General features: G+C 53.7%; 31 protein-coding genes. 5 read left to right on the forward strand and 26 right to left on the reverse strand.

The window, feature by feature from the left end; genetic code table 11:
* Positions 1–10 precede the first annotated feature (10 nt).
* The 17 genes from recA to L971_RS11155 all read right to left on the reverse strand — a co-directional run bounded on the left by recA (position 11) and on the right by L971_RS11155 (position 16,757).
* Entirely contained in the window at positions 11–1,060 is a 1,050-nt protein-coding gene (gene recA, locus L971_RS11075; protein WP_024371605.1) for a recombinase RecA, read from the reverse strand.
* Positions 1,061–1,136: 76 nt separating this feature from the next.
* Positions 1,137–2,366, reverse strand: coding sequence for a competence/damage-inducible protein A (locus tag L971_RS11080; protein WP_024371604.1), 1,230 nt, complete (start codon positions 2,364–2,366; stop codon positions 1,137–1,139).
* 59 nt (positions 2,367–2,425) lie between these two features.
* Entirely contained in the window at positions 2,426–3,004 is a 579-nt protein-coding gene (gene pgsA / locus L971_RS11085; RefSeq protein ID WP_024371603.1) for a CDP-diacylglycerol--glycerol-3-phosphate 3-phosphatidyltransferase, read from the reverse strand.
* A gap of 30 nt (positions 3,005–3,034) precedes the next feature.
* Entirely contained in the window at positions 3,035–3,886 is an 852-nt protein-coding gene (locus L971_RS11090; protein ID WP_231557596.1) for a helix-turn-helix transcriptional regulator, read from the reverse strand.
* A gap of 48 nt (positions 3,887–3,934) precedes the next feature.
* The gene (locus L971_RS11095) at positions 3,935–4,711 is read right to left on the reverse strand and encodes a YmfK family protein (RefSeq protein WP_024371601.1); all 777 of its coding nucleotides are present in this window, start codon (positions 4,709–4,711) and stop codon (positions 3,935–3,937) included.
* A 95-nt stretch (positions 4,712–4,806) separates the two neighbouring features.
* Positions 4,807–5,502 (reverse strand): elongation factor P 5-aminopentanone reductase, encoded by a 696-nt coding sequence (gene ymfI / locus L971_RS11100; protein ID WP_047375855.1) that lies wholly within the window; start codon positions 5,500–5,502, stop codon positions 4,807–4,809.
* Complete coding sequence (gene yfmH, locus L971_RS11105; protein WP_024371599.1) at positions 5,499–6,758, reverse strand: EF-P 5-aminopentanol modification-associated protein YfmH; 1,260 nt, start codon at positions 6,756–6,758, stop codon at positions 5,499–5,501. Before yfmH ends, ymfI begins: the two co-directional genes overlap by 4 nt.
* The gene (gene yfmF, locus L971_RS11110) at positions 6,755–7,993 is read right to left on the reverse strand and encodes an EF-P 5-aminopentanol modification-associated protein YfmF (protein ID WP_047375857.1); all 1,239 of its coding nucleotides are present in this window, start codon (positions 7,991–7,993) and stop codon (positions 6,755–6,757) included. Before yfmF ends, yfmH begins: the two co-directional genes overlap by 4 nt.
* Before the next feature lie 8 nt (positions 7,994–8,001).
* Positions 8,002–8,553 carry a cob(I)yrinic acid a,c-diamide adenosyltransferase gene (locus tag L971_RS11115; protein ID WP_047375859.1) on the reverse strand — a complete coding sequence of 184 codons (552 nt, stop codon included), beginning with the start codon at positions 8,551–8,553 and terminating at the stop codon, positions 8,002–8,004.
* Positions 8,554–8,606: 53 nt separating this feature from the next.
* The gene (locus L971_RS11120) at positions 8,607–10,310 is read right to left on the reverse strand and encodes an ATP-binding protein (RefSeq protein ID WP_024371596.1); all 1,704 of its coding nucleotides are present in this window, start codon (positions 10,308–10,310) and stop codon (positions 8,607–8,609) included.
* Positions 10,310–11,026, reverse strand: coding sequence for a response regulator transcription factor (locus L971_RS11125; protein WP_024371595.1), 717 nt, complete (start codon positions 11,024–11,026; stop codon positions 10,310–10,312). The genes L971_RS11120 and L971_RS11125 overlap by 1 nt, the downstream gene beginning before the upstream one ends.
* A 160-nt stretch (positions 11,027–11,186) precedes the next feature.
* Positions 11,187–12,371, reverse strand: coding sequence for a c-type cytochrome biogenesis protein CcsB (gene ccsB, locus L971_RS11130; protein ID WP_024371594.1), 1,185 nt, complete (start codon positions 12,369–12,371; stop codon positions 11,187–11,189).
* On the reverse strand, positions 12,371–13,918 hold the full coding sequence (locus L971_RS11135; RefSeq protein WP_034799109.1) for a cytochrome c biogenesis protein ResB: 1,548 nt from the start codon (positions 13,916–13,918) through the stop codon (positions 12,371–12,373). The genes ccsB and L971_RS11135 overlap by 1 nt, the downstream gene beginning before the upstream one ends.
* 19 nt (positions 13,919–13,937) lie before the next feature.
* Complete coding sequence (locus tag L971_RS11140) at positions 13,938–14,519, reverse strand: redoxin domain-containing protein (RefSeq protein ID WP_029334859.1); 582 nt, start codon at positions 14,517–14,519, stop codon at positions 13,938–13,940.
* A 137-nt stretch (positions 14,520–14,656) separates the two neighbouring features.
* Positions 14,657–15,415, reverse strand: a complete 759-nt coding sequence (locus L971_RS11145; RefSeq protein ID WP_024371591.1) for a pseudouridine synthase — start codon at positions 15,413–15,415, stop codon at positions 14,657–14,659.
* Between the two features lie 3 nt (positions 15,416–15,418).
* Positions 15,419–16,012 carry an SMC-Scp complex subunit ScpB gene (gene scpB / locus L971_RS11150; RefSeq protein WP_024371590.1) on the reverse strand — a complete coding sequence of 198 codons (594 nt, stop codon included), beginning with the start codon at positions 16,010–16,012 and terminating at the stop codon, positions 15,419–15,421.
* Positions 15,990–16,757 carry a ScpA family protein gene (locus L971_RS11155; RefSeq protein ID WP_029334858.1) on the reverse strand — a complete coding sequence of 256 codons (768 nt, stop codon included), beginning with the start codon at positions 16,755–16,757 and terminating at the stop codon, positions 15,990–15,992. Before L971_RS11155 ends, scpB begins: the two co-directional genes overlap by 23 nt.
* 81 nt (positions 16,758–16,838) lie before the next feature.
* Here L971_RS11155 and L971_RS11160 point away from each other — a divergent pair, with 81 nt between their 5' ends.
* On the forward strand, positions 16,839–17,309 hold the full coding sequence (locus tag L971_RS11160; RefSeq protein WP_024371588.1) for a DUF309 domain-containing protein: 471 nt from the start codon (positions 16,839–16,841) through the stop codon (positions 17,307–17,309).
* Positions 17,310–17,320: 11 nt separating this feature from the next.
* Here the strand turns inward: L971_RS11160 and L971_RS11165 are convergent, their stop codons facing one another.
* The 6 genes from L971_RS11165 to xerD form a co-directional block, all read right to left on the reverse strand.
* Positions 17,321–17,677, reverse strand: a complete 357-nt coding sequence (locus tag L971_RS11165; protein WP_024371587.1) for a hypothetical protein — start codon at positions 17,675–17,677, stop codon at positions 17,321–17,323.
* 89 nt (positions 17,678–17,766) lie between these two features.
* Positions 17,767–18,207 carry a peptidylprolyl isomerase gene (locus L971_RS11170; protein WP_024371586.1) on the reverse strand — a complete coding sequence of 147 codons (441 nt, stop codon included), beginning with the start codon at positions 18,205–18,207 and terminating at the stop codon, positions 17,767–17,769.
* 106 nt (positions 18,208–18,313) lie between these two features.
* Complete coding sequence (locus tag L971_RS11175; protein ID WP_024371585.1) at positions 18,314–19,615, reverse strand: pyrimidine-nucleoside phosphorylase; 1,302 nt, start codon at positions 19,613–19,615, stop codon at positions 18,314–18,316.
* A gap of 44 nt (positions 19,616–19,659) precedes the next feature.
* Complete coding sequence (locus L971_RS11180; RefSeq protein ID WP_024371584.1) at positions 19,660–20,469, reverse strand: purine-nucleoside phosphorylase; 810 nt, start codon at positions 20,467–20,469, stop codon at positions 19,660–19,662.
* A gap of 13 nt (positions 20,470–20,482) precedes the next feature.
* Positions 20,483–21,649 (reverse strand): phosphopentomutase, encoded by a 1,167-nt coding sequence (gene deoB / locus L971_RS11185; protein WP_047375862.1) that lies wholly within the window; start codon positions 21,647–21,649, stop codon positions 20,483–20,485.
* Between the two features lie 23 nt (positions 21,650–21,672).
* Complete coding sequence (gene xerD, locus L971_RS11190; protein ID WP_024371582.1) at positions 21,673–22,557, reverse strand: site-specific tyrosine recombinase XerD; 885 nt, start codon at positions 22,555–22,557, stop codon at positions 21,673–21,675.
* A 265-nt stretch (positions 22,558–22,822) separates the two neighbouring features.
* Here xerD and L971_RS11195 point away from each other — a divergent pair, with 265 nt between their 5' ends.
* Together L971_RS11195 and L971_RS15265 are read left to right on the forward strand one after the other, a co-directional pair.
* A complete protein-coding gene (locus tag L971_RS11195; protein ID WP_024371581.1) occupies positions 22,823–23,203 on the forward strand; it encodes a VOC family protein in 381 nt (126 codons plus the stop codon).
* A 78-nt stretch (positions 23,204–23,281) separates the two neighbouring features.
* A complete protein-coding gene (locus L971_RS15265) occupies positions 23,282–23,413 on the forward strand; it encodes a hypothetical protein (protein ID WP_255360791.1) in 132 nt (43 codons plus the stop codon).
* Between the two features lie 40 nt (positions 23,414–23,453).
* Here the strand turns inward: L971_RS15265 and L971_RS11200 are convergent, their stop codons facing one another.
* The gene (locus tag L971_RS11200) at positions 23,454–23,933 is read right to left on the reverse strand and encodes a Fur family transcriptional regulator (RefSeq protein WP_024371580.1); all 480 of its coding nucleotides are present in this window, start codon (positions 23,931–23,933) and stop codon (positions 23,454–23,456) included.
* A gap of 112 nt (positions 23,934–24,045) precedes the next feature.
* Positions 24,046–24,576, reverse strand: a complete 531-nt coding sequence (locus L971_RS11205) for an NUDIX domain-containing protein (RefSeq protein WP_081648602.1) — start codon at positions 24,574–24,576, stop codon at positions 24,046–24,048.
* A 77-nt stretch (positions 24,577–24,653) separates the two neighbouring features.
* On the opposite strand from L971_RS11205, the gene L971_RS11210 reads away from it, so the two are divergent.
* Positions 24,654–25,484 carry an aldo/keto reductase gene (locus tag L971_RS11210; RefSeq protein ID WP_231557597.1) on the forward strand — a complete coding sequence of 277 codons (831 nt, stop codon included), beginning with the start codon at positions 24,654–24,656 and terminating at the stop codon, positions 25,482–25,484.
* 3 nt (positions 25,485–25,487) lie between these two features.
* Here L971_RS11210 and L971_RS11215 read toward each other — a convergent pair whose 3' ends face one another.
* Entirely contained in the window at positions 25,488–26,027 is a 540-nt protein-coding gene (locus L971_RS11215; protein WP_024371577.1) for a PadR family transcriptional regulator, read from the reverse strand.
* Positions 26,028–26,154: 127 nt separating this feature from the next.
* Between L971_RS11215 and L971_RS11220 the strand changes: the two genes are divergently transcribed.
* Entirely contained in the window at positions 26,155–26,469 is a 315-nt protein-coding gene (locus L971_RS11220; protein ID WP_024371576.1) for a thioredoxin family protein, read from the forward strand.
* Positions 26,470–26,490 lie beyond the last annotated feature (21 nt).

A 26,490-nucleotide genomic window follows, 5' to 3' on the forward strand; every position in this document is an offset into this window, starting at 1 on the left:
GTGAACGTACTTATTCGTCATCGAGCAATGACAACACATCGTCGTCATCTGCAGCGACTGTGACTGTCTTCTCGCCATTCAATCCGTAGTGGTCGCGAATCTGTTCTTCGACAGCCGCGGCGACGTGCGGATTCTCTTTCATGAACTGTTTCGCGTTCTCACGACCTTGCCCGAGACGCTCCTCGTTATACGAGTACCAAGCACCGCTCTTCTGAACGATGTCGAGGTCGGCTCCGATGTCAATGAGTTCCCCTTCACGTGAGATCCCTTCACCGTACATGATGTCGACTTCCGCTGTTTTGAACGGTGGCGCGATTTTGTTTTTGACGACTTTAATCTTCGTCCGGTTCCCGACCATGTCTTGCCCTTGCTTGAGCGTTTCGGCACGACGGACTTCAAGACGGACCGACGAATAGAACTTGAGGGCACGTCCACCTGGTGTCGTTTCCGGGTTCCCGAACATGATCCCGATCTTCTCACGGATCTGGTTGATGAAGATGACGATCGTCTTCGATTTGTTCGTCGCACCTGACAGTTTACGGAGCGCTTGGCTCATGAGACGGGCTTGAAGACCGACGTGCGAGTCTCCCATTTCCCCTTCGATCTCGGCTTTCGGAACGAGTGCCGCAACCGAGTCGACGACGAGGATGTCAACCGCGCCAGAGCGGACGAGCGCTTCCGCGATTTCGAGCGCCTGCTCCCCCGTATCCGGTTGAGACAAGAGAAGCTCGTCGATGTTGACGCCAAGGTTTTTCGCGTATTTCGGGTCGAGAGCGTGCTCGGCGTCGACGAATGCTGCCTGACCGCCACGTTTTTGTACTTCGGCGATCGCGTGGAGCGCCACCGTCGTCTTACCTGAAGATTCTGGTCCGTATACTTCGATGACACGTCCGCGCGGGTAACCACCGGCACCGAGGGCGATGTCGAGGGCGATTGACCCTGACGGAGTAACGGATACTTGCTGATCTGTATTTTCACCAAGGCGCATGATTGAGCCTTTACCGAATTGTTTCTCGATCTGGCGCAATGCCATGTCTAACGCTTGTTTACGATCACTCATAGATAAATGAGCCTCCTTTGATTGATACTATCATTATAAGCGAACGGGACACGATACACAAGTTTTTTGCGAACGTTTATTCGCCTTTTTTCAGTCGCTGTAGAAGTGCCCACATGCCGTCCTTCGCGGCCCGGTCTTGAATGACGTGCCGCTCTTGATGCGGGTAGACACGCTCGAGCACTTCGATCCCGTTCTTCGATTTCACACCGATGTATACCGTCCCGACCGCTTGGCCTGAACTTGAGACAGGGCCTGCCTCTCCGGTGAAGGCCAGTCCGTAGTCGGTGTCGGTCAGACGGATGAGTCCTTGAATCATTTCAGAAGCTACTTCTTTTGAGACGACCGTGTGTGACTCAATTGTAGCAAGAGACACCCCTAAACACCTATTTTTTAGCTCGTCGGAATACGTGACGACGCCACCCCGAAACACGTTCGAGGCACCCGGGACGGCGGTGAGCATCGATTGGACTCGTCCGCCCGTCAGCGACTCGGCGACGGACAACGTGGACTGCCGTCGGTCGAGTTCGCGAAGCAACGCGGCTGCCACCGTATCCTCATCCGATCCAAAATAATAAGTGCCGACACGGTTTAGGAGCTCCCGTTTGACGTCGGCGATCATCCGTCTCGCCTCGACTTCCGTCTCGGCGCGCGCGCTCACCCTAAGCCTCGCCTCCCCGGCCTCGGCGTACGGTGCGACGGTCGGATTAGAACCGTTCGTCAAATCTGATACGGCCGCATCGAGCGCCGACTCCCCGATCTCATAAAAACGTAACGACTCGGAGACGAGCGTCGCTCCTGAGAATTTGTGAGGGAACGTCGCGGCGACGATCGCTTCCATCTCGCGCGGCACACCAGGAAGAAGAAGCCACGTCGTCCCATCCTCCTCGAGCCACATGCCAGGGGCGAGACCGACCGGGTTTGAGAGCACTTCCGAACCTTCGACGACATCCGCTTGACGCGCATCGCCTTCGTTCATCGCCCTTCCCCGTGAGGCGACGAACCGTTCAATCGTATGTAACGCGTCACGGTCCCGGACGAGCGGACGGTCGAGAAGTTCGGCGAGCACCGTCTTCGTGATATCATCGTTCGTCGGGCCGAGCCCCCCGGTGACGATGACGAGGTCACTCCGTTGTCTCGCCGTGGCGAACGTCTCCTCGAGTCGCGACGGATTATCTCCGACGACTATATGATACATGACCGGCAACCCGTATTTCGACAATTGAAGTGACAAGTAACGGGCGTTCGTGTTCGTGATTTCGCCTAACAGAAGTTCAGAACCTACCGCAATGATTTCGGTCCGTTGCACTTGATTTCCTCCTCACGATTCAAAAAAAGACGAGTTGTGTCACAACTCGTCTCCTCGATTCACATCGATTTTACAATGATCTTATAATTTTGTGCAAAATACTCGGCGCCCGAGTAGATCGTCAACACAAGAGCGAGCCACATCGCCCACTCTCCGAACGGAATCCCGACATAGCTGAAAATCGGATTGCCGAACAGCAAGAAAATGATGGCGAACAATTGGACCCACGTCTTTGCTTTTCCGGATTTGCCGGCCGCGACGACGATGCCTTCATCGGCTGCGACGAGTCGAAGCCCGGTCACGGCGAATTCGCGTGACAAGATGACGACGACGACCCAGGCCGCGACAAGATTCATCTCGACGAGCAAGACGAGCGCCGCCGTGACGAGCAGTTTATCCGCGAGCGGATCCATGAACTTCCCAAAGTTCGTCACTAAGTTGTGCTTTCTGGCCAAATGACCATCGAGCCAATCGGTGATCGCGGCGATCGTGAAGACGATCGCGGCTAAAAATTGATGGAGCGGCACTTCCGCTCCGAGGAAAGCGATGTCTCCCCACTCAAAGTCTACAGCGAGCAAGACGACGAACACGGGAATGAGAATGACCCGGAGCATCGTCAAGCGGTTAGGTAGGTTCATCGAGAACTCCTCCTCTTGAGGAGAGTCGGCTTATTCAGCGTCGACTCTCTTTACAAAAATATTTTGTGTGACCGGTGAATCGGCAAGTTCGAGTTCGCGCCCGTTGACGACGATCTTCTCAACGCCGCCGATCAACCCGATGCGGATGCGGAGCGTATCGGTCTCTGCATCTTCGATGACGATCGGGTTTTGTTTCGATTGGTTAGGATACTCCGGTGCGAGAAACGGTCCTTCGAGCGATGTATCCCGGACACCGACGTACGTCGCCGGAGAATCCTTCACGTGAATCTCGGTCGTGAGCTTGTCAGCTGTCGCGATCTCATACACGAGATCGGCACCGTTCGTTTCCGTGACCGCGATCGGTCCGGTCTCTTCTTGAGGTTCTTCCTCGACCGGTTCTTCTTCAACCGGTTCTTCTTCGACTGGTTCTTCTTCTGGGACATCTTCGTTCTGATTGATCGTCACGCCAGAACTTGGCGGCTCGACTGGCGAAGCGTCTTGTTCTCCGAAGTTGAGGTTCTTCACGACATACCAGACGGCCGTCATGAGCAAGAAGGCGACGAGGACGAGCATGACTTTCGGTACCCACCTCGACACGCGGCTCGACGTCTCAGACGCTTTCGAATACGTCTGTTTCCGTGACAACTGCACGGTCGGTTGCGGCTCGATCTTCGGCAAATCTTTCGCGTACGTCTCATACAGCTCGTCGACGTCTAGGCCGAGCGACTCGGCGTACGTCTTGATGAACGCCCGTGCGTAGAACGAACCAGGGAGATTTTTATAATCACCTTCCTCGATCGCGATGATATAGCGCTTTTGAATCTTCGTCGTTTGCTGGATTTGGTCGAGCGTCAGACCGCTCGCCTCACGCCTTTGTTTCAAAAAAGTCCCTAGTTCTGTCACAGGGGTCCACACCTTCCATTCAAATAATTATTCAAACCATTCTGCTTCACGATGCGTCTCTTGCGGGATGATGATCACTTCATCTTGATTGTTGCGCAGCTCGATAATATAGTCAAAGTCCTCGAACACGCAATCGGTGTTCCGGACGTATAGGTCAGGATGTTCAATCACTTTGACGGCCGGCAGACGCATGACTTCTCGAATCAGTTGGCGGTGCCGTTCATCCATCGTCCGTGTCGAGACGGCGCCGTCGATTATGTAGACGTGATCGCCTTCTCGTTCTTCTTCGAATAAAGACGTCCGTACCGTCTGCTTCATGAGCGTCGACGATAAGAACAACCATCGTTTGTTCGCACACACGCTCGCGGCCACAATCGATTCGGTCTTGCCGACACGAGGATTGCCGCGGACGCCGATCAACAAGTGCCGCTCTTCTTTCATCAGTTCGGCGACGAAGTCGACGAGCACACCTAAATCTTCACGTACGAACCGAAACGTCTTTTTATCGTCGTTGTCGTGTTCGATATATCGTCCATGCCGAATCGCGATGCGGTCCCGTAGTTTCGGTCGCCGTAACTTGATGACGGCAATCGCCTCCATTTTTCGAAGGATATGTTCGAGCCGATGGACGTGGTCGGCGGCAGGGGCTTTCAAGAGCATCCCACGGCGTTGCAAGTCGACACCGTTGATCGTCACGATTGAAATTTGGAGCATTCCCATCAGCGAAGCGATATCACCGAGGATACCGGGCCGATTTTGGCAAAGTTCATACTCGAGATACCATTCTTCGAACTTATGATCCATCCCATCCACCCTTTCCGACGCACGTTCGCTACCTTGTTCATTCTAAATTATTTTAGAAGAATTGAAAAGAACTCGTTTTCTGTTTCACGAAGTCGTCACTGCCAACCTCCGTCGATGCGAAGGACGGCACCGGTCATATAGGAGGCATCTTCCGAACAGAGAAACCGGATCGTCTTCGCCACTTCGTCGACATGACCGAGCCGGCCGAGCGGGATCTCCTCGACGGCCTCGTCTTTCGTCTCTTCTACCGTATCATTCATCGGCGTATCTATCCAGCCCGGGGTGACGGCGTTGATGCGCACCCGAAACGGACCGGCCTCGCGGGCGAACGACTTGACGAAGCCGAGCTGCGCCGCTTTCACCGTCGAGTAAAACACTTCTCCAGCGGCCCCGACCTCGCCCCATACGCTCGAGACGACGACGATGTCGAGCGGGCGATCATACGGTTTCGCTTCGACAGCTCGTTGAACGAGGCGTGCGAGTGCACGGACGTGGACACGGTATAGGCGGTCGAGATCGTGAATCGGTTGGTCGACGACGAGGCCGTGGACGTGGTTCCCTGCGACGTAGACGAGACGGTCGAGACGGTCGATTGACGTCATCCACGTTTCGACAGCAGCTTCGTCCTCAAGGTCGCACGTGTCGACACGGGCATCGAGACGTTCCGCTTTCACGAACGACTTGAGCGCGGCGCCATTTCGGTTCGCCTGTAAGATGAGCGTGTCATCGCGAAACGATTTTGCGACCGCTTGTCCAATCGCACCGCTCGCCCCGGTGATGAGCGTCTTCACGGTTTTTTAACGATACAGACGGTCCGTCTGTCCGCTTGGAACAACCGGTCGTACGCAGCATACAAGTCATCAAGCGTGATCGCATCGAGCAACTCAGGCAGCTCGAACATGTTGCCGCCGTTCAGAGCGTATCGAGAAAATTGATTGGCGATGAACTCCGGTGAGTTGAGTGCTTTCAAGAACTGGCCTTTCATCATGCGCTTCTTGCGTTCAAGCGTCGTCTCGTCGAGGACGAGCGGGCGCTCGAGTGCGGTCGTCATCCGCGAGACGAACGAATCGACGTGTGGCGTCTCCATCGACAAGACGGCAAACGCGAACGTCTCTTCCGACGTGTAATCGAACGAGAACGCGTCGTCAATCAAGCCCTCGGCGTAAAGTTCCGCGTACAGTGGGGCCGTCGTGTCGAACAAGGCGTGCATGAGCAGCTCGACGGCGAGTTCTTGCTTCATTCCGTCCGCTCCGGCGCGGGGAACGTCTTTGTAGCCGATCATCACTTTCGGCACCGAGACGTCCATCTCGATGATCCGTTGTGTCGACTTGACGCTCGTCGGCTCTTCGACTCGTTCACGCGCTTGAAGCACCGGTGCTTCGAACGTCTTCGCGGCTTGGTTCGCCTTCACTTGTTCGAGTACGGCATCCGGGTCGATGTTCCCGACGACGAAGAGGACCATGTTGCTCGGGTGGTAAAACGCGCGGTGACAGGCGTACAAGTCGTCGGCCGTAATGTGACCGATCGATTCGATCGTGCCGGCGATATCAATCTTCACCGGGTGTTCGGCGTACATCGCCTCGATCAACCCGAAATAAAGACGCCACCCGGGATTGTCTTGATACATTTGAATCTCTTGACCGATGATGCCTTTTTCTTTCTCGACTGACGCCTCGGTGAAGTAGGGCGTCTGGACGAAATCGAGCAACGTCGTCAAGTTCGCCTCGACGTTCGACGTCGCCCCGAACAAATAAGCCGTCCGGGTGAACGATGTGAACGCGTTCGCCGACGCACCGAGTTGACCGAACTTTTGGAAGACGTCACCATCTTCCTTCTCGAACATCTTATGTTCTAGGAAGTGCGCGATCCCGTCCGGTACCTCGACCCAGTCTTCCGTCTTGAAGCGACGGTCAATCGAACCGTATTTCGTCGTGAACGTGGCGTACGTCTTCTCATATCCGGTTTTCTTCAATAAATAGACTGTCAATCCGTTCTCTAGCACGGTGTGGTGCAACGTTTCGCCGACGTGTGGAAAGTCTATCTTCATGCCGTCCCCCCCTTTAAACAATAAACGGCCGTCAATTCGAGACGGTTCGCCAATGCCGCGACATCATCACGCGTCGTCCGCTCAATGATCGTCATCTCTTCTTCGAGTGAGAACGGACGGATGTCCGAGCCGCTCATCCAAGCGATCAGTTGACGCGGGTTGTCGCCGAGCTGGCGGCGTTGATGGTATAACATCTCTTTCGTCTGTTCAAGTGTCATGTCATCGAAATGACCCGCTTTCAAATCAGCGAGCTGGGCGTCGATGATCTGTTCGGTTTTCGCTTGATTCGAGGCGTCGATCCCGGCGTAGACGAATAACATCCGGCTGAGTGAGCTATATTGAGACGCGGCGTAGTAGGCCAGACTCTCTTTCTCACGGACGTTCATGAACAGCTTCGAGTGCGGAAAACCGCCAAATAAACCATTGAACACTTGCATCCGGACCGCATCTTCGCTTTTCGGGTCGACATCGACCGCATAGGCGAGATGAAGTTTGCTCTGATTGATCGCCTGCTCTTCCTCGAGCCGTTGGAACTCGCGTGCCACCGGTTCTGGATAGGCTCGTTCGAACGGCTCACCGAGTGTCTCAAGCGGTGCGAACGCCTCGGTCACCTGAGCACGGTCGACGTCACCGACGACGTATACGTCGATGCGATCATGTCGAATCATCGACTCGTACGCGGCATACAAGGAGCGCGGGGTCACCGCGTCCAATTGGTCGAGCGTACCGAGTGATGGAATGGCGAGCTCGCCGCCGAGCAACTCTTGAAGCCGTTGTTGGGCGAAGCGCATCTTGTCGTCATAGACCGATTCGATGCGTTGCCGCTGCAACCGCAACTCTTGCTCGACGATCAGCGGTTGAAACGCTCCATCATACGCATTCGGTCGAAGCAAGACTTCCTCTAGCAATTTGATTGCACGTGACAACACCGGTTCACCGACAAGGCCGTCACTGACGACTTCGAGCTGAAACTGGATGACATGTTCTTTTCCGACTTTGGACGCTCCGGCGTACAACGCCGCGTCGTACAGTTCTTCTAGCGGTGTGTGAAACAACTCAATGGACGGATAAGCTTCCGTCGATTTCTCCATGATATATGGCAAGAGCGCACGATCAGCGATCGTCTCTGTCGACAACGGGGCCGAGAATGAGACGAGACACGTCGTCGTCTTGAACTTGTCGGTCGGATAGACCGAATAGTGAAGCTTTTCGCGGAACTGTTCGATGCCTTTCATATCGTGATCTACTCCTTTTTCTTTTTCTGTTTGAACACATCCGCGCCGCGGGCATATTCTTGGTCAGGTACGCCGGCTTTGACGTTGGCGTAACGGGCCGCGGTGAACAAATAATCGCTCAACCGGTTGAAGTAAGGCAGCTGACGAGTGGCGGCCTCGATTTCGACGAGTTCACGTTCGACACGGCGGCAAACGGTACGGGCCACGTGCAAGCTCGCCGAGGCGACACCCCCTCCCGGCAAGATGAAACGCCGCAACGGCGGGCAGTTCGGCTCGAGTTCATCAATCCATGTCTCGAGCTCGGTGACAATGACCAGGTCGACTTGTTTTGGTGGTTCGTTCTGATGCATGAGCTCTGAACCGAGGTCGAACAAGTCGTGTTGAATTTTCGTCAGTTGTGTCCGGAGCGTCTCGTCGGTCTGATGGGCCAAGGCGAGTCCGATGTGACTGTTTAATTCATCAAGCAATCCCATCGCCTCGATTTGAGGATGTACTTTGGAGACACGTCCCCCGATGAGCGACGTCTCTCCTTGATCTCCTCCACGTGTGTACAGTCTCATGGTCATCCCTCCTGTATGGCACAAATGGTGACCCATAGGAGTCACCATTGGCGTTATGTGTCTGGTTGGACGTACGGGAGGCGAATCGTGAACGTCGTCCCTTCGCCGAGCACACTCGAGACGGTGACCGTCCCGTGATGGGCATCGACGACGTTCTTGACGATGGCGAGTCCGATCCCCGTCCCCGTCTTGCCGCCGCTCGTACGTGCCTTGTCAGCTTTGTAGAACCGTTCGAACACGAACGGCAAGTCTTCTTTCGGAATACCACTGCCCGTGTCGGTCAGTCGAATCACGACTTCTTCCGGTTCTGCGACGGCGTCGAGTCGGATCGTACCGCTGTCCGTATGGGCGATGGCGTTTCCGATCAAGTTCGTGAACACTTGCTCGAGGCGATCGCCGTCCGCCTCGATGAATCGGTTCGGTGCGGTCGTTTCGAGCACGATTCCTTTTTCGTTTGCCATCTGTTTGAACTTGCGCATGACGCGTGGTAAAAATTCACCGAAGTCGAGCTCCGTGAACTGCATCGTCTCTTTGCCGGACTCGATCCGGGCCAAGTCGAGCAAATCGTTGACAAGACGCGCCAACCGGAGCGACTCGTCATAGATGATCGATGCGAACTCTTTCGTCGCGTCGTCGCTCTCGGTCATCCCGTCGATGATCGCCTCCGAGTAACCTTGCAGCGTCACGAGCGGCGTCCGTAATTCATGACTGACGTTCGCCACGAAGTCGGTCCGCATCTTGTCGAGGCGGTGGCTCTCGGTCGTGTCCCGAATGACGACGACGGCCCCTTCGAAATCTTCCTCGCCGAGGAGCGGGGTGACGGTCAACGTGTAGTAATGTTCATCCCGTTTCACTTCGATCGTCTTCTCCGGCGCCCCATCGACAACGTCTTTGTAAAGTGACAAAACGACGTCATGCGGTTGTCCGTCGATGAACAACGGGTCGGCCTGCGGGTTCGTCACGATGACGTTCGCGTGGCGGTCGAGCGTGATGACGCCGTCCGCCATCGAGCGTAAAATCGAGGCGAGTTGGAGCCGCTCTCGATCGAGCGCGTTGACGTACGTCGCGAGTTGACTGCTCATCGCATTGAACGAACCTGCTAGTTGACCGATTTCGTCGTGCGTCCGTTGTTCGAGCCGCAAATCGAATTGACCTTCGGCCGTCTTGTTGACGGCATCACGCATCTCGCGGAGCGGTGCCGTGATACGGGTCGACAAGAAGAAAGCGAACACGGTCGTCGCAATGATCGCCGAGGCGACCGTCCAAAAGATGATCGTCCGAGCGCCCTCGTTCGCACTTGAGATCGCATCGAGCGGCTCAATCAAGTAGAGCGTGTACTCGCCCGTCTCGAGTGTGAACGTCGTCCGATACGCCAAGGCGGCTTGGTCGTCGAATGAAGAGAAGTTCCCGATCGCGGTCTCACCGACCGACTGATATGGCTCCCACGCTTGGCGTCCAAGCTCCGTCATCAATCCGTCGACTTCCGTTCCGAAGTTGGAGCGGACGGAACCGTTCTCTAATATATAGTTTGCGCCGTACACCTCGATGATTTGGTCGACCGTCCGAGACGCATCCCCTTCTTGAAGCAGGACGGACTGGACTTGTCCACCGAGCTTGGCCAAGTGTCCCCGCTCCTGGTCGATATGGAACGAGTTGAAAAACTCGAGCATAAGGACGGAAACGATGAACAAGACGAGGCTGACGAGAACAAGAATCGTCAGCCATAGTTTCGTGACGATGCTATTGCGGCGAACCATCACTCACTGACGACTTCGAACTTGTAGCCGACGCCCCATACCGTTGTGATCATTTGGGCCGCATCTGGCGAGACGCGGTTCAACTTCTCGCGAAGGCGCTTCACGTGCGTATCGACCGTCCGAAGATCTCCGAAGAATTCATAGTTCCACACTTCTTTTAAAAGTTGCTCGCGTGAAAACACTTTATCGACTTGTTTGGCGAGGAAGAACAACAACTCATACTCTTTTGGCGTGAGTGCGATCTCTTCTCCATCGACGGTGACACGGTGCGCATCGTTATCAATCGTCAAATGCGGGAACACGATCAAGTCTTTTGACTTTTCTGATGTGCGCATAAATTTCGTCGTCCCCGAGCGTCGAAGGAGTGCTTTGACGCGCAACACGACTTCACGCGGACTGAACGGCTTGACGATATAATCATCCGCGCCGACCTCGAACCCTTGAACCCGGTCGATTTCTTCGCCTTTCGCCGTCAACATGATGACCGGTGTCGCTTTCGATTTCCGGAGCTCGGTACATACTTCGATCCCGTCCATCTTCGGCATCATCAAATCGAGCAAGATGACATCGTAGTCCCCATCGAGTGCGTAGCGCAACGCTTCTTCCCCGTTCGTCGCTTCATCAATGATGTACTGTTCACGTTCGAGATACATCTTTAACAGTCGACGGATTCTTTCCTCGTCGTCGACCACTAGAATTCTTGTTTTATCAGCCATCCACTTAAACCTCCTAGAGAACCATTGCAAGATGTAGCGAATGTTGCACAATTGTGAACATTTCGCTCTCTTTCATAACTATACCACTCTATTATTTGGCTTCACAACGATGAGTTGTATGCCCTTACGAAAAAAGAAGCCACCGAAGTGACTTCTTTCATTATGCGTACGAATGCAGTCCCGCGATGACGAGGTTGACGAACACGAGGTTGAACATGATGACGGCAAAGCCGCCGACGCAAAGCCACGCCGCTTTCGTCCCCGTCCAGCCGCGTTGGATCCGCATATGGAGGTAATAAATATAGATGAGCATCGTGATGAGCGCCCACACTTCTTTCGGGTCCCAGCCCCAGAATCGGTTCCAGGCGATTTGCGCCCAAATCATCGCGAAGATGAGACCTCCGAGGATGAACACCGGAAGACCGATCGCGACCGAGCGATAGCTGATCTCATCGGCGAGATCAAGGCTTACTTTTTTCGCGAGCGGTTGGAGCGACTCAGCGATCCGTTTCCGCAAGATGACGAAGCGGAGCAACACGTACAAGACGAGTCCCGCGATGACAGACCAGAGGAGCGTGTTCAGCTTCAACGTGTTGATGAGATTCGGGAGTTCAAGCGACAATCCGCTCGCACCCGATACGAGTTGAGCTCCTTCCGGCACGAACAAGATTGGCATGAAGTACTCATACGTCTCCTGTCCACCACGGTCATTCGTGAACTCGACGACACCGCCAGCACCGATGCCTTTGAACAGCATCGACACGAGAATGAAGCCGAGCGTACAGACGAGCACGAACATCGTCACTTCAAGCCACGTCCGTGATTTCGAACGCTCACGCATCGACGTCTCGTTTAAGAGGAAGATGAGTCCTGACGCGAAGCTGATGGCGAGAATGCCTTGACCGAGCGCGGCCGTCGTGACGTGGATCTTCAACCAGACACTGTTCAAGGCCGGGATGAGCGGTGCGACGTCGCTCGAGAACATCGAAGCGAACGCGATGACGAGCAACGCCACCGGCATGGCGAACAATCCGAGCACGTCATTTTTGTAAATCCCGTACACGACGAGGAAACCGAGCACCATCATCATGCCGAAGAACGTCGTGTATTCATACAAGTTCGATACCGGCGCATAGCCGACACCGGCCCAGCGCATAATAAAGTAGCCTGTCTGGGCGATAAAGCCGATCACAGCCAAGATGAACGCGATCTTGCCGTACGGGACGCGGTTGACGTTTCGGTCTTTGCGCATCCCGCTGACCGCGATCGTGAACAACACGGTCGCGACGGCGTATAAAATGAACGCGATGAGGAGCAGACGACTGCTCCATTGAATCCATTCCATTAAGATTCCCCTCTTTCATTTGTTGAGTTGGCATCTGTCTGTTTCTCAAACATCGCCTGGTCTTCCCAAATCGGCAGTCCCGCCTTCTCAAGAAGCGGTGATACTTCACGGCGAAGCGACGATGGGTTTTTGTTCGTGAAGCCTGCGACGAGCACGTCCGAGTCGTCATGACGTCGAATCCATACACGACGGTGTGGCCAATACATCCCCATCACGATCCCGATCATGAAAATCGTCCCGCCGACAATGAGAATCGGATACGTCGAGTCACTCTTGACCCGGAGGCCACTCGTACTCGCCAACTCTGTCCCCGCGAACTGGATGGCGTAGCGGTTGTTTTCATCGGCGACGTTCATGCGGATGCCGATCAAATTCGTTTCGGTCGTCCCTTCCGGTGTATCGACCACGAAGAAGAAGGCCGGATTGAGCGCCCGCGGCGATTTCGTGTCCGGCTCACCGTTTCGAATTTCAAAATCAGGATACAAATCTCGAAGCGACACGGCTACTTCACCGAGCTCGTACGTCGTCTCCGGGTCGTTCATGTCGACCGTGAACGGTCCGTAAATGTCGCCCGTCTCTTTGTCACCGACACTGAACGACATCGATAAGAATTCCGGACGACTCGAATACTGCTCTTGATACACTTCGTATTTGTCGAACTTGAACGGATGGTTCACTTTCGTCGAGCCGGTCTCGACTTCTTCAAGGCGAGGCGAACCGTCTTCGTTCGTCCCGGCTTTCTTAAACAGCGTCAACTCCGTCTCATAGTTTTTCGGGACGGCGCCGACCTTCTCGATCGCCTCGGCGAACTTGGCGTCTTCTTCATTGTTTTCCGGGTCGTACATCTCGAGGATGAACTGGTCGTTCCGGAGATAATATTCGTCCCCGGTCGCTTCTAGCGCGACCGTATCCCCTTCACGCACCCATTCAAGCGTATCGGTATGGAACGCTGGGAAGACGCGAAGCATCGCCCCTATGAAGAAGATGACAAGACCAACGTGGTTGACGTAAGGACCCCAACGACCGAAGCGGTGTTTCTCGGCGAGAAGCGCGTCCCCGTCTCGTTTGACGCGGTAACGTTTCGCTTTGAGCGACTGTTCCATCATATCGATCTGTGCTTCCGTACCGCCGCCTTCTCCAATCAATCGTTGTCCGCGCATGAACCGTTCCGTGCGACGGACCGGTTGATACTTGAGCGCCTTGTAGAGCGGTACAAACCGATCGATTGAAGCGACGATGAGCGATAACGTCAGCATGACGATGAGACTGATGTACCACCATGATGTATACAAGTTATGGAAACCGAGCGAGTAATAGATCGTCCCTGCCGTCCCATACTCTTGCGTATAGTATTGACTCGCCGGCAACTGCTGCGGAATGTACATCTCCTGAGGGAAGATCGTACCGACCGCCGAACCGACGATGATGAGCCCGATCAACCAGAGCCCGACTTTTACCGATGCAAAAAAGCTCCAAACACGGTCAATCCATGACTTCGGACGTCGCTTCGATCGCAAATCGGCGCCGTCGTATTTCATATCTAGCATATGTGCGCCCCCCGTTCCCTTACAATGACTTCTCGGCCAACTCCATCAGTTTCTCTTTCGTGAGTTCACCTTCGTATTTCTCGATCACTTTGCCGTTCTCGTCGATGACGAACGTCACGGGCAAGTTATAGATGCCGTACGCCTTCTCGACTTCACTCCGTGTGTCCATCAAAATCGGATAGTCGAGTTCGACGCCGAGGTCGTTCACGAAGTTGTCGACACGCAGCGGTGTCTCACCGACGTTGACGGCCCAAAAATCGACGCCCATGTCTTGAAGCGCATCGTAGTTCGCTTGAACGACCGGCATCTCTTTTTTACACGGCTCACAGAACGTGCCCCAGAAGTTCAACAGGAGCCCTTTGCCTTCATATGTTTCGCGCTCAACCATCGTCGCACCGTCCAGACTGACGAGCTTAAAGTTCGGCGCGTCGTCTCCGGCCGCGACGCGTCCGTCACTCCCGGCCTGCTCGATCAACTGCATGATGACGACCGCACCGGCGAACAGCACCATCGTCATGACCATCAACCGCCAAAACGACCGTTTTTTCTTGTGGGCCATCGCTTGTTGCATGCGGTCACCCGATTTCGACTCTTTCGTCATGATTGCTCACACCTTCCTTCAGTTGCTATTGTACTGAAAAAACAATAAAAACGCACATTAACAGACTTTTTTCATTGTTTTGTCACACAATCTCCACAATCAAAAAAATCATCCCTCTCAGGACGATTTTTTGATTGTCATTTTCTCTTTTTCTTGCCACGCGTTTCAGGCGGAACCGTCGGGTTAGCGAGCTCACGAAGTTTCGACACTTCTTTACGTGACAACTCGCGCCATTCGCCCGTCGTCAAGCCGTCGAGCGTCAAGAAACCGAACTGTTCGCGCTTCAACTTGATCACTTCTGACCCGATCGCTTCGAACATACGGCGCACTTGGCGATTATGGCCTTCCGAAATGATGAGTTCGACGATTGCCGTGTTCTTCTTATGGTCGACCGACTTCATACGCACTTTCGCGCTGCTCGTCTTGTAGCCGTCATCGAGTTCGACGCCTGATTCCAGCTCTTTGATGGCGATGTATGACGGGATGTTTTTCACTTTCGCGACATAACGTTTTGGAATCTTGAACTTCGGATGCGTCATCAAGTTCGAGAATTCGCCATCGTTCGTCAACAAGATCAATCCTGTCGTGTTGTAATCGAGACGACCGACCGGGAAGACACGTGCCCCTGGCGGTACGAGGTCCGTGATGACTTTACGTCCTTTATCGTCCTCGACTGTCGAGACGTAGCCGCTCGGTTTGTAGAGCACGTAATACACGTGCTCTTCTTGTTCGATTTTGACACCGTCCACTTCGACTTCTGACTTCGGTCCGACTTTCGTTCCGAGTTCGCGGACGACTTTTCCGTTGACACGGACCCGTCCATCGAGAATCATTTCTTCTGCTTTACGCCGTGAGGCGACACCTGCTTGGGCAATTACTTTTTGTAAACGTTCCATCAATTAATCCTTCTCCAATCTTTCTTGCGAATGACGTGCCGGCTCTGCGAAGAACAAATCGCCTTCGTCCGAGAGCTCGTCTTCAAATGTTAATGGCGGCAATTCATCGAGCGAGTTGAAACCGAAATGGTCGAGGAAATGCTCCGTCGTCCGATACAGTTTGGCCCGGCCGAGCGTCTTCGCCCGTCCGGCCGACTCGATGAGCCCTTTCGAGAGCAACGTATGAATGACACGTTCGACTTTGACACCGCGTACTTCTTCGATGTCGGCCCGTGTCACCGGTTGCTTGTAGGCGATGATGACGAGCGTCTCCATCGCCGCACGCGACAGCGCCTGTTCAGCCATCGTTCCGACGTATCGCTGAATGTATGGGGAGACGTCCGGGATCGTCACGAGCTTATATACGCCCGCCGACTCGATCAACTGGAACGGTCTCCCTGAGTTCGTGAACGAGGCCTCGAGCTTCTTCAACTGTTCACGAGCAGCCGCTTCGGAAATGTCGAGCGTCTCAGCGAGCGCCCGCACTTCCATGCCTTCGTCACCGACGACGAACAGCAAACTTTCAATGATCGTTTCATAAGACAACAACGGCCTCATCCCTTTCCTTTGACGTTTCGACGAATGAGATCTCGATATCACGGTCGACTTGTGTCGTCGTCACGACGCGCAATTTGATCAGTTCAAGGAGCGCCATGAACGTGACAACGAGATCAGAGACGTCTGGCCGCTCCTCGAAGAAGGCGAAAAACGACGTTCTCCGCTCCGATGAGACGTGATCGTGCAGACGCGCCATCTGTTGTTCGAGCGTCCGCGTCTCCCGTTGAATCGTCTTCTTCCGGCGTTCTTTCCAACGCTTGCGTTCGACCATCTTCGAATAGGCGTGTAACAAGTCAGAAAAGTTGAGCGGTCCGTCATACGGTTGAACGTGTTCAGCCATGTAGCGGGTCAAATCTTCGCCTGGACGGCTGTAAAGCTCGAGCCGTTGTTCTTCTTGTTCACGCATAAAGACGACTGCTTCCTTATAGGCTTTATATTCAATCAGTTGACGAATCAACCCTTCCCGTGTCGGTTCTTCGGCAAAATCCGGGATGTCGTCTTCTTCGACCGGCACCGGCGGCAACAGCTGCTTACTCTTCAATTGGAGTAGCGTCGCAGCCATGACCAAGTACTCACTCGCAACGTCGAGTTCAAACTTTTGCATTGTGCGGATGAAGGCGACATACTGGTCCGTGACTTCTGCGACAGAGATGTCGACGATGTCGAGCTCCATCTTTCCGATCAAGTGGAGCAACAGGTCGAGTGGTCCTTCGAACGTATCGATTTTGACATTGTACGCTTCCATAGAGACACCTGCCATTTTACATTTTTGCGCTTTAGTATAACATGTTTTGTAGTACAGCGACTATGAAAGGAGAAATTTGATGTGACTACCCCTTTTATACATTATACGCTCTTGTTCGAATGCCATGCCGATTATTTTGAATGTCACGAAGTACTCGAGGAAGCTTGGCAGGACGGGAATCGCAAACAAATCGGTTACGCCGCACTCATTCAGTACGCTGTCGCCCACTATCACGCCCGACGCGGCAACGAGGCCGGGGCGAAGAAAAGCATCGAGGCGTTGAAACGTAAACTTGCCCTCGCCTCAGACGAATTGGAGATGCTCGGTATCGACGTGCCACGGTTCGCGCGTGATTTGGAACGCTGGCCGTTGCCGAACGAACTTCCGTTAAACGAAGCGACGCGTACGAACATCGAATGTTTGAAACCGACGTTCGGACCGACCGACCTGACTTTCGAACAGCTCGTCCACAAACACATTTATCGAGACCGTACCCCGGTCGTCAATGAACGGCTGCTCGCCATCGAGCAACGAAAAAAAGCTAGGCGCTGAGCCTAGCTTTTTTAAATGGCCACTTGATTCCATTTGTCGAGCAACTCACCCGTCTTGCCTTGTCCGACGAGCGTCAAGTCAAGCGGGAGAAGGTTCCGGGTCTCATCGAGCAGCTCATACGACCGCTTCTCGCCTCGGAACGATGGCGACAGGGCGATGTGCAAAATATGCATCGTCGTCTCGTGTTGCTCCATTCCGATTATGCCGACAAAGTCTTCCCCGACTTTCCATAAGTAAAGGAAACGGGCCGGGTCCTCTTCGTAAGCCCGAACGAGCTGTAACAATGCGAGCGGAGATTTATCGCTACATGAGAACGCGAGTAAACCCATCGCTGTCTTTTCATACGATTGTTTATATTTCACCAGCATCGCTGGTTTCACCACCTTTAGTCATTCAAGTTTCACGAAGTGAAGACGTGAGAGACATGGCTCATTGTGCCATAACGGTCAGACGAAAATCAATTCTCGTCCCATACTTTGACTTCAGCCATTTTTGTTCCTTGGCGAAGCTTGACCGCGTGCTCGAGGCCAGACGTCACTTTCCCGAATACCGTGTGGACGCCGTCCAAGTGCGGTTGTGGCTCATGAACGATGAAGAATTGTGATGAACCCGTGTTGCGGCCGGCGTGTGCCATCGAAAGCGAGCCTGCCTCATGCTTGTAAGGGAACGAAGTCGACGTCTCGCATGGGATCGTCTTACCCGATCCGCCCATGCCCGTACCGTCCGGACATCCGCCTTGGCTCACGAAGCCAGGGATGACACGGTGGAACGTCAAGCCGTTATAGAAACCACGGTTCGCAAGTTCCTCAAAGTTGTCGACCGTAATCGGTGCAGCGTCATGGAACAAGTCGAATTCAATCATTTCACCGTTCTCAAGTTTCATCGATCCTTTTTTCATCTACAAAAACCCCTTTATGTTCATATAGTCATTAATTGCTCACATTGCCCATTCTATCAAAAAAATACGTCTGTCTCCACTGTTTTGTGGAAACAGACGTTCTGACTTACTGAATGACCGCGTGAATGAGCGGTCGCGCTTCAGGCTTAGTGTCTCCGATCGTGTACGCGTGATCCATCCGTTCGAGCGCAGAAGACATGTCTTCGATGTTCGAGCGGAGGACGGCGATGACGTCGCCAGCCTCGACTTTATCGCCGACTTTTTTCTCGAGCGTGATGCCGGCCGCGAAATCGATTTGGTCGTCTTTCGTCGCTCGTCCGGCACCGAGTAGCATCGCTGCGACACCGACCTCATCCGCGATGATCGATTCGACATAACCCGCCTGCTTCGCGACGAACGTCGTTTCGAATTTCGCTTGCGGGAGCTTCGTCACGTCATCGACGAGCGAGGCGTCACCGCCTTGTGCCGCGACGAACTGGCGGAACACTTCCAAGGCGTGCCCGTCCGCGATGCGCTTGTCTAGGTCAGCGTATGCTTCATCGAACGTCGGGTAGAAACCGCCAAGGACAGCCATATGACCGGCAATCGTCAAGGCGATCGTCTTCAAGTCTTCGACGTCTTTCCCCGACAACACTTCGATTGCTTCTTTCACTTCATTGGCGTTCCCGACTTCGAATCCGAGTGGTTGGTCCATATCCGTGATGACAGCGACCGTCTTGCGGCCGACGTTTTTCCCGATGGCAACCATCTCTTCAGCGAGCGCTTTGGCATCGTCGAACGATTTCATGAACGCACCCGATCCCGTCTTGACGTCTAAGACGATGCTGTCGGCTCCGGCCGCGATCTTCTTCGACATGATCGAGCTCGCGATGAGCGGGATTGATTCGACCGTCGCCGTAACGTCACGAAGCGCGTAAAGACGCTTGTCGGCCGGCGTCAAGTTGCCGGTCTGACCGATGATCGACATCTTAATATCGTTCACTTGTTTCGTGAACTGTTCTTCCGTCAACTCGACGTTGAACCCTGGGAACGACTCAAGCTTATCGATTGTCCCACCCGTATGTCCGAGGCCGCGACCACTCATCTTCGCGACCGGGATACCGATCGAAGCGACGAGCGGTGCGACGATCAAGCTGATCTTGTCACCGACACCGCCGGTCGAGTGTTTGTCGACTTTTTTGCCTTCGATGTTCGAGAGGTCGATGACGTCTCCTGACTTGACCATCTCCATCGTCAATGAAGCTGTCTCTTTTTCCGTCATCCCGTTGAAATAGATCGCCATCGAGAGTGCCGACATCTGATAGTCCGGGATCGTCTCGTTCGTGAATCCTTCGACGACGTAGCGAATCTCTGCCTCATTCAATTCTCCACCGTTACGTTTCTTTAAAATCAAGTCGACCATACGCATAAGTTTCGTCCTCCTAGTTATGTTTTCTACGGATTGTTAAGTTGTCACATACTCTTGATCGTGCCACGTACGAGTGACAAGAAGTCTTGGCGGACACGTTCCGTCGTCTCGATGACTTCTTCGTGGTTGAGCGGTTGATCCAAAATACCGGCCGCCATATTCGACACACACGAAATACCGAGGACACGCATATCAGAGTGGCGTGCGACGATGACTTCTGGAACTGTCGACATCCCGACGACGTCGCCGCCGAGAAGACGAGCCATCTTCACTTCGGCCGGCGTCTCGTAAGTCGGACCCGTGTTCCCGAAGTAAACTCCTTTTTGGACCGAGAGGCCGAGGTCTGAGGCGACGCGCTCTGTCAAAGCCACGAGCTCTTTATCGTACGCTTCTGACATGTCAGGGAACCGTGTCCCGAATTCACTCGCGTTCTTACCAATGAGCGGACTCGTCCCGAAGAAGTTGATATGATCTGTGATAATCATGAGATCTCCCGGATTGAACGACTCGTTACACGCACCGGCAGCGTTCGTGACGATGAGCGTCTCAACACCAATCAATTTGAGGACACGGACCGGGAACGTCACTTGTTCCATCGAATAGCCTTCATAGAAATGGAAACGGCCTTGCATCGCGACGACGCGTTTTCCTTCAAGGTCACCGAACACGAGTTGACCGGCGTGGCCTTCGACCGTCGACACCGGGAAATGCGGGATGTCTTCGTACGGGATGGCGACCGGATTTTCAATCTCGTCGGCGAGCACACCGAGACCTGATCCGAGAATCAAGCCGATTTCTGGTGTTCCGTTCATGCGTTCCTGTAAAAATGCTTTCGTTTCGTTCCAATTTACCATGAGTAAATCCTCCTCAAATTTCGTTTAAGAAACTATTTCCGATTGATGGTGCCTCAACGTCAAAGTTGTCTGCGACCGTGGCGCCGATGTCGGCGAACGTGCCGCGAATACCGAGATCGACCGCTTGTGACGCCTGATGGTGTACGACGAGCGGCACGTATTCACGAGTATGGTCCGTACCTGGGTGCGTCGGGTCGTTTCCATGATCGGCGGTGATGATGAGCAAATCGTCTTCACGCAACTTCTCGAACACTTCCGGCAAACGGGCATCGTACTCTTCGAGCGCGACAGCGTAACCTTCCGGATCCCGGCGATGACCGAAGAGCGCATCAAAGTCGACAAGGTTCAAGAAACATAGACCTTCGAAATCCTCATCGAGGGCTTCCACAAGTTTGTCCATCCCGTCCATGTTGGATTTCGTGCGCACGGCTTTCGTCACACCTTCACCGTCGTAAATGTCGCTGATTTTGCCGAGGGCGATGACGTCTTTCCCGGCTGTCTCGAGCGTGTTCATGACCGTCTTGCCGAACGGCTTCAATGCATAGTCATGTCGGTTAGACGTCCGGACCCAAGCCCCAGGCGTCCCGAGGAACGGACGAGCGATGATGCGACCGAGCATGTACGGGTCTTCACGCGTGATGTCACGGGCGTATTCACAGATGCGATACAGTTCTTCAAGCGGCACGACTTCTTCGTGCGCGGCGATTTGTAACACCGAGTCAGCTGACGTGTATACGATGAGTGCCCCTGTCTTCACATGTTCTTCACCGAGCTCATCCAAGATTTCCGTACCTGACGCCGGCTTGTTGCCGATAATGTCACGCCCGCTAAACTCTTTGAGTCGATTGATCAAATCATCCGGGAACTCCTCGAACACGCGAAACGGCGTGTCAATATGAAGGCCCATGATTTCCCAGTGTCCTGTCATCGTGTCTTTCCCGGCCGAAATCTCTTCCATCCGTCCGTAAGCACTCGGTGTGGCCGACGGCTCGATCCCGGCAATCGGTTTAATGTTCGAGAGGCCGAGTCGTCCCATGTGCGGCATATTCAACCCGCCATGCTCGCGGGCAATATGACCGAGTGTGTCCGAACCGACATCACCGAACTGGTCGGCATCTGGAGCTTCTCCAATCCCGACCGAATCCATGACGACCAGAAAAATACGTTTAAATTTCTTCACAAAAAGTTCCTCCTTTAAAGTGGTTACGCACGAGGGTGATGCTTGCGATAAACATCATGGAGCCGTGCCTTGTTGACATGGGTGTAAACTTGGGTCGTGGAGAGGTCAGCGTGCCCAAGCATCTGTTGAATGGCACGCAAATCGGCACCGTTCTCAAGAAGGTGCGTCGCGAACGAGTGCCGGAGCACATGCGGCGTGATTTCTTTTTGAATGCCGGCTTCTTTCGCGCGCCGTTTGATCATCTTCCAAAACCCTTGGCGACTGAGACGGCCACCGCGCCCGTTCAAGAACAGCGCCTCGGTCTCACGACCGCCGATGCCGTTACGGGCTTGCTGGATGTATCGCTCAACAAAACTTTGGGCGACGGACGAGACCGGGATGATGCGAGCGCTCTCACCTTTCCCTTCACACTGTAGATACCCCAATTCGAACTGTAAATCATCCAAATCGAGTCCAAGAAGTTCACTGACACGCATACCCGTACCGTAGAGCAGTTCGAGCATGGCCCGGTCCCGAAGTGCGAGCGGGTCGGACGTCGGAACGCTGTCAAGCAAACGCTCGACTTCTTCTTGCGACCACGTATCCGGCAACTGCCGCTCCGCTTTCGGGGTCTCAAGATAGAGCGCCGGGTCCGTCGAAGCCCCGTTCGTCATCTTCAAGTAATGATGAAACGTGCGGATGGAGCTGACAGCACGTCGCAGCGACGAGGCGGCCCGACCCGCCTGAGATAATTCTTCCATATGTTTGACGATATGGGCGCGTGTGACTTCATTCCAATCGGTCACCCCGAGTTGCGTCAACGTCGATAAGTATTGGGTCAAATCGCTCGCATAGGCTTGTCTCGTGTTCGATGACATTCGTTTTTCAACGGTCATATACTGTAAAAATGACTCGACTTGCGAACGCATGACACTCCCCTCCTTCCTTGCTACACCTGAATACGCTTACATCATATCACTTATGTAAACCGTTGTGAAGACGTCTGACCTCATTTTTTTGAAGCATTTTTGTGACGAACTTCAGTGATATTTTTGAACGTTCAAATGAGCAAATCGTTCCAGCTGTTCGCAGAGTTTGCTACACTGAATCCGATACGTTCATTCCTTCTATCCGATACCGGATGATGGATCGGGATACAGGTAATCATCACACGCATGAGATTGGAGAACCGCCATGAAAATTGACCACATCGCCCTATGGGTACAAGACATCGAACAGATGCGCCGCTTCTATGAGACATATTTCGAGGCAAAGTCAAATGATCGTTACAAAAATGAACAGAAACAATTCACTTCCTACTTCTTGACGTTCCCCGACTCTGCATGCCGGCTCGAGCTGATGCATCGGACCGATGTCCAAGAAAGCGGACGTGAAACGCTCGGTTATACGCATATCGCCTTCAGCCTCGGCAGCAAAGCAGCGGTCGAGGCGCTCACGGCCCGCCTACAAGAGGACGGCTACCCGCTCCTCGACGGACCACGCATGACAGGCGACGGTTACTATGAGAGCGTCATGCTCGACCCCGAACAAAACAAACTCGAACTGACCATTTAAGGAGTCGAGTTTAAGTCGAGAGGAGGCCGGTTTCAATTGCGGGAAGAGCCTTGACTCTCCGACGCCATCCGTTTCCCTGTGTATAAGATTCTCGTCGCTGGGCAGCCCGATTACTTGAAAGCCCATGCCGCTTCACTCGCCGAGCCATTCATGGACCGTGTCACCGGCATGTTCACCGCCGCCGTATTGGCCCGTTACTTGTCGCACTAAAAAACGACCAGTCGCTTCGTGAGCGGCTGGTCGTTTGTGTTCATCCATTGATGACGGCTTTATGGCCTTCTAGCGTGACACCTTTCGCTTGGCACACTTTACAGATGCCGTGGAACGTCAAGCGATGGTCTTTAATTAAAAATTCATATTTGCTTTCGACTTTTTTCTCTACGTCGACGAGCAGATCTTCCATGATCTCCTCGACCGATCCGCACTCGACACAGACGAGGTGATGGTGCGAATGGTTCGCCCCTTCCGGTCTGAGGTCAAAACGGGCGACGCCGTCACCGAAGTTGACTTTGTCGACGACACCGAGCTCGGTCAACAACTCGAGCGTCCGATATACGGTCGCGAGACCGATTTCTGGTGCGATGCCTTTGACGAGCATGAAGACGTTTTCCGCACTCAAATGGTCCGTTTCGTTCTCAAGTAGAATTCGAACCGTCGATTCACGTTGCGGTGTCAGTTTATATCCTTTGGCGCTCAACTGCTGTTTGATCCGTTCAATTCGCGTTTCCATAAGGCGCCCCCTCTTTGCATAATTCACTATTCAAAGCATACCGAAATTCGGCACGATTATCAAATTAAAATGATTCCTATGTAAGTGTACCATATGGCACCCTAGATTAGAATCATTTTAATTTAGACAATTGCCACCATTGGATCGCCATGATCGTCTTCGCGTCGGTGATGCGGCCGCTCGTGAGAAGGTCGACCGCCTCGGCGAACGTATATCGTTCCACTTGGAGGAACTCATCCTCATCGAGGTTCATCTTTCCGGCCGTCAGTCCGCGAGCGACGAACACGTCCACGCGTTCGCTACAGAAACCTGGCGCCCCGTAAAATGAGAAGATTTTCTCGAGCGCCTCTGCCTTGTACCCGGTCTCTTCCTCGAGCTCACGGTGCGCACTCGCGAGCGGCTCTTCGCCGACTTCAAGTTTACCGGCCGGGATTTCAAGCGACATCGACTCGAACGCTTTTCGATACTGCTCGACGAGGACGATGCGGTCGTCTTCATCAATGACGAGCACCGCGACGGCACCGTTATGATACACCAGTTCTCGGACCGATGTGCCGCCGTTCTGGAGCTCGACGACATGCTTTTCGACGTTAAAGATTTTTCCTTCATAGATGACTTCCCGTTCAATCGTTTTCTCGACCATATGTATATACTCCTCACTTTTTGCTTTATACTTTGATTATGAGTGAAATGAATAGACGGAACAAGGAGGAATTATTCATGGCAGAACTAGGGCTTGGCACGATGTCCATCTTGAAACATGGTGAAACGGAAGGGGAAGCGATTTTAGAAGCAGCCTATATCGCCGGGATTCGTCACTTCGACACCGCTGACGTCTATGACCGATACAAAGTCGAGAAACTCGTCGGTTCGACGTTCGCCTCTCGTCGCGAAGAACTGTTTTTAACGAGTAAAGGCGGCAACGAAATAACGTCCGACGGGATGCGCTGGAACCCCCGCGCTTCTTATCTGGAACGAGCGCTCTCAGGTTCGCTCGAACGGTTGCAGACCGACTATTTAGACCTCTATTACGTCCACGGCGGTACGATAGAAGATGATATCGACGAGACGATCGCGTTTATGCGTGAACAGAAACAGCGCGGCGTCATCCGCCAAATTGGTCTGTCGTCCATCCGTCCGAACGTCATCCGCTATTGGCTCGAGCACGGCGAGCTCGACGTCTTGATGACGCCTTACTCGCTGTTAGACCGTCGCGTCGAGTCGCTCGACCTCGACGTCCCGATCGTCGGCCGCGGTCCGCTCGCCAAAGGGCTGTTGACCGAAGAATGGTCCGAACGCTTGGGTGAGAAAGGATTTGAGTCTTGGAACGAGGACGAGTTGCGCGACCTGTTGCCGACGTTGCCAAAGCCGATCCAAGCGTACGCGCTTGCCGCGGCGAGACGAACGTGCGCCGTCGTCTTGCCAGGGGCATCGTCTGTCGAACAGTTGAACGAGACGATTGCCGCTGACCGACATCGAATCGAAGAGCATGTGCTCGACGACTTGCTCGCACGATTGCCGGTACATCCCTACACAAAACATGCGACCTGATCGTCAGGTCGCATGTTTATCGCGTTGCTTCATTTGTTCGATGGCCCAGTCGGCCCAACCCGCATAGTTCTCCATCATCCGAATGGCATACTCGCTCGTCAACAAGTAACCGAGCGTATCGTCTTTCGATTGATGGGCTTCTTGAAAGGCACGGATTTGCTGGGCGACTTGTTCGTGATGGGCTTTCGTCTCCTCGACGTAACGGATCGCTTCTTCGAGCGGGAGCAGTTGAAGCAAGCTCACCCGGAGCAGATTCTCATCTTTCATCTTCGGTTGGAACGATGTCGGTTGTCTAAGCCAGTCAATCAACTCTTGCCGACCTCGTTCGGTGATTGAATAAATCTTTTTGTCAGGCAAGTCGTGTTGCGTCACATGTTCGGACGAGACGAGCGCCTCGTCTTCCATCTTCAACAGCTCCCGATAAATCTGTGTATGATGGGCGTGCCAAAAGTGAATCATTTGTGCTTTGAACGTCGCGTTCAAGGCATAGCCGGTCGCAGGCTGATGGGTCAACAACCCGAGTAGTGCATGACGTAACGCCATAACCATCACCTATCCCTTGCGTTCTATTTTCTAAAGTGTATCACATATTCATGATTGACCGAGAACGCCAATCGGTTGACGGACGACGGAAAGACACAGACAATGAGATGGAAAGGGGAGATTTCTCATGAAACCGATTCAATCAGATCAACAATTCCAAGAAGCGATCCAACATAACGGAATGGTCATCTTCACGACATCATGGTGCCCGGATTGCCGCCGCCTCGACATGTATGTCGACGAGCTCGTCAAAGATTATCCACAGTTCAACTGGTACGTCGTCGACCGCGACGAATTACCGGACTTGTCGGACACGCAAGAAGTTCGCGGCATCCCGTCGTTGCTCTTCTATCAAGACGGTGTGAAACAAGAACACCTTCACTCGGCACACGCCAAGACAGAGATGCAAATCCGCTCGTTCCTCGACACGTTGAACGCATGAACGACAAGACGGCCGCGGCCG

This window comes from Exiguobacterium sp. ZOR0005 (assembly GCF_000798975.1).
GTDB lineage: Bacteria > Bacillota > Bacilli > Exiguobacteriales > Exiguobacteriaceae > Exiguobacterium > Exiguobacterium aurantiacum.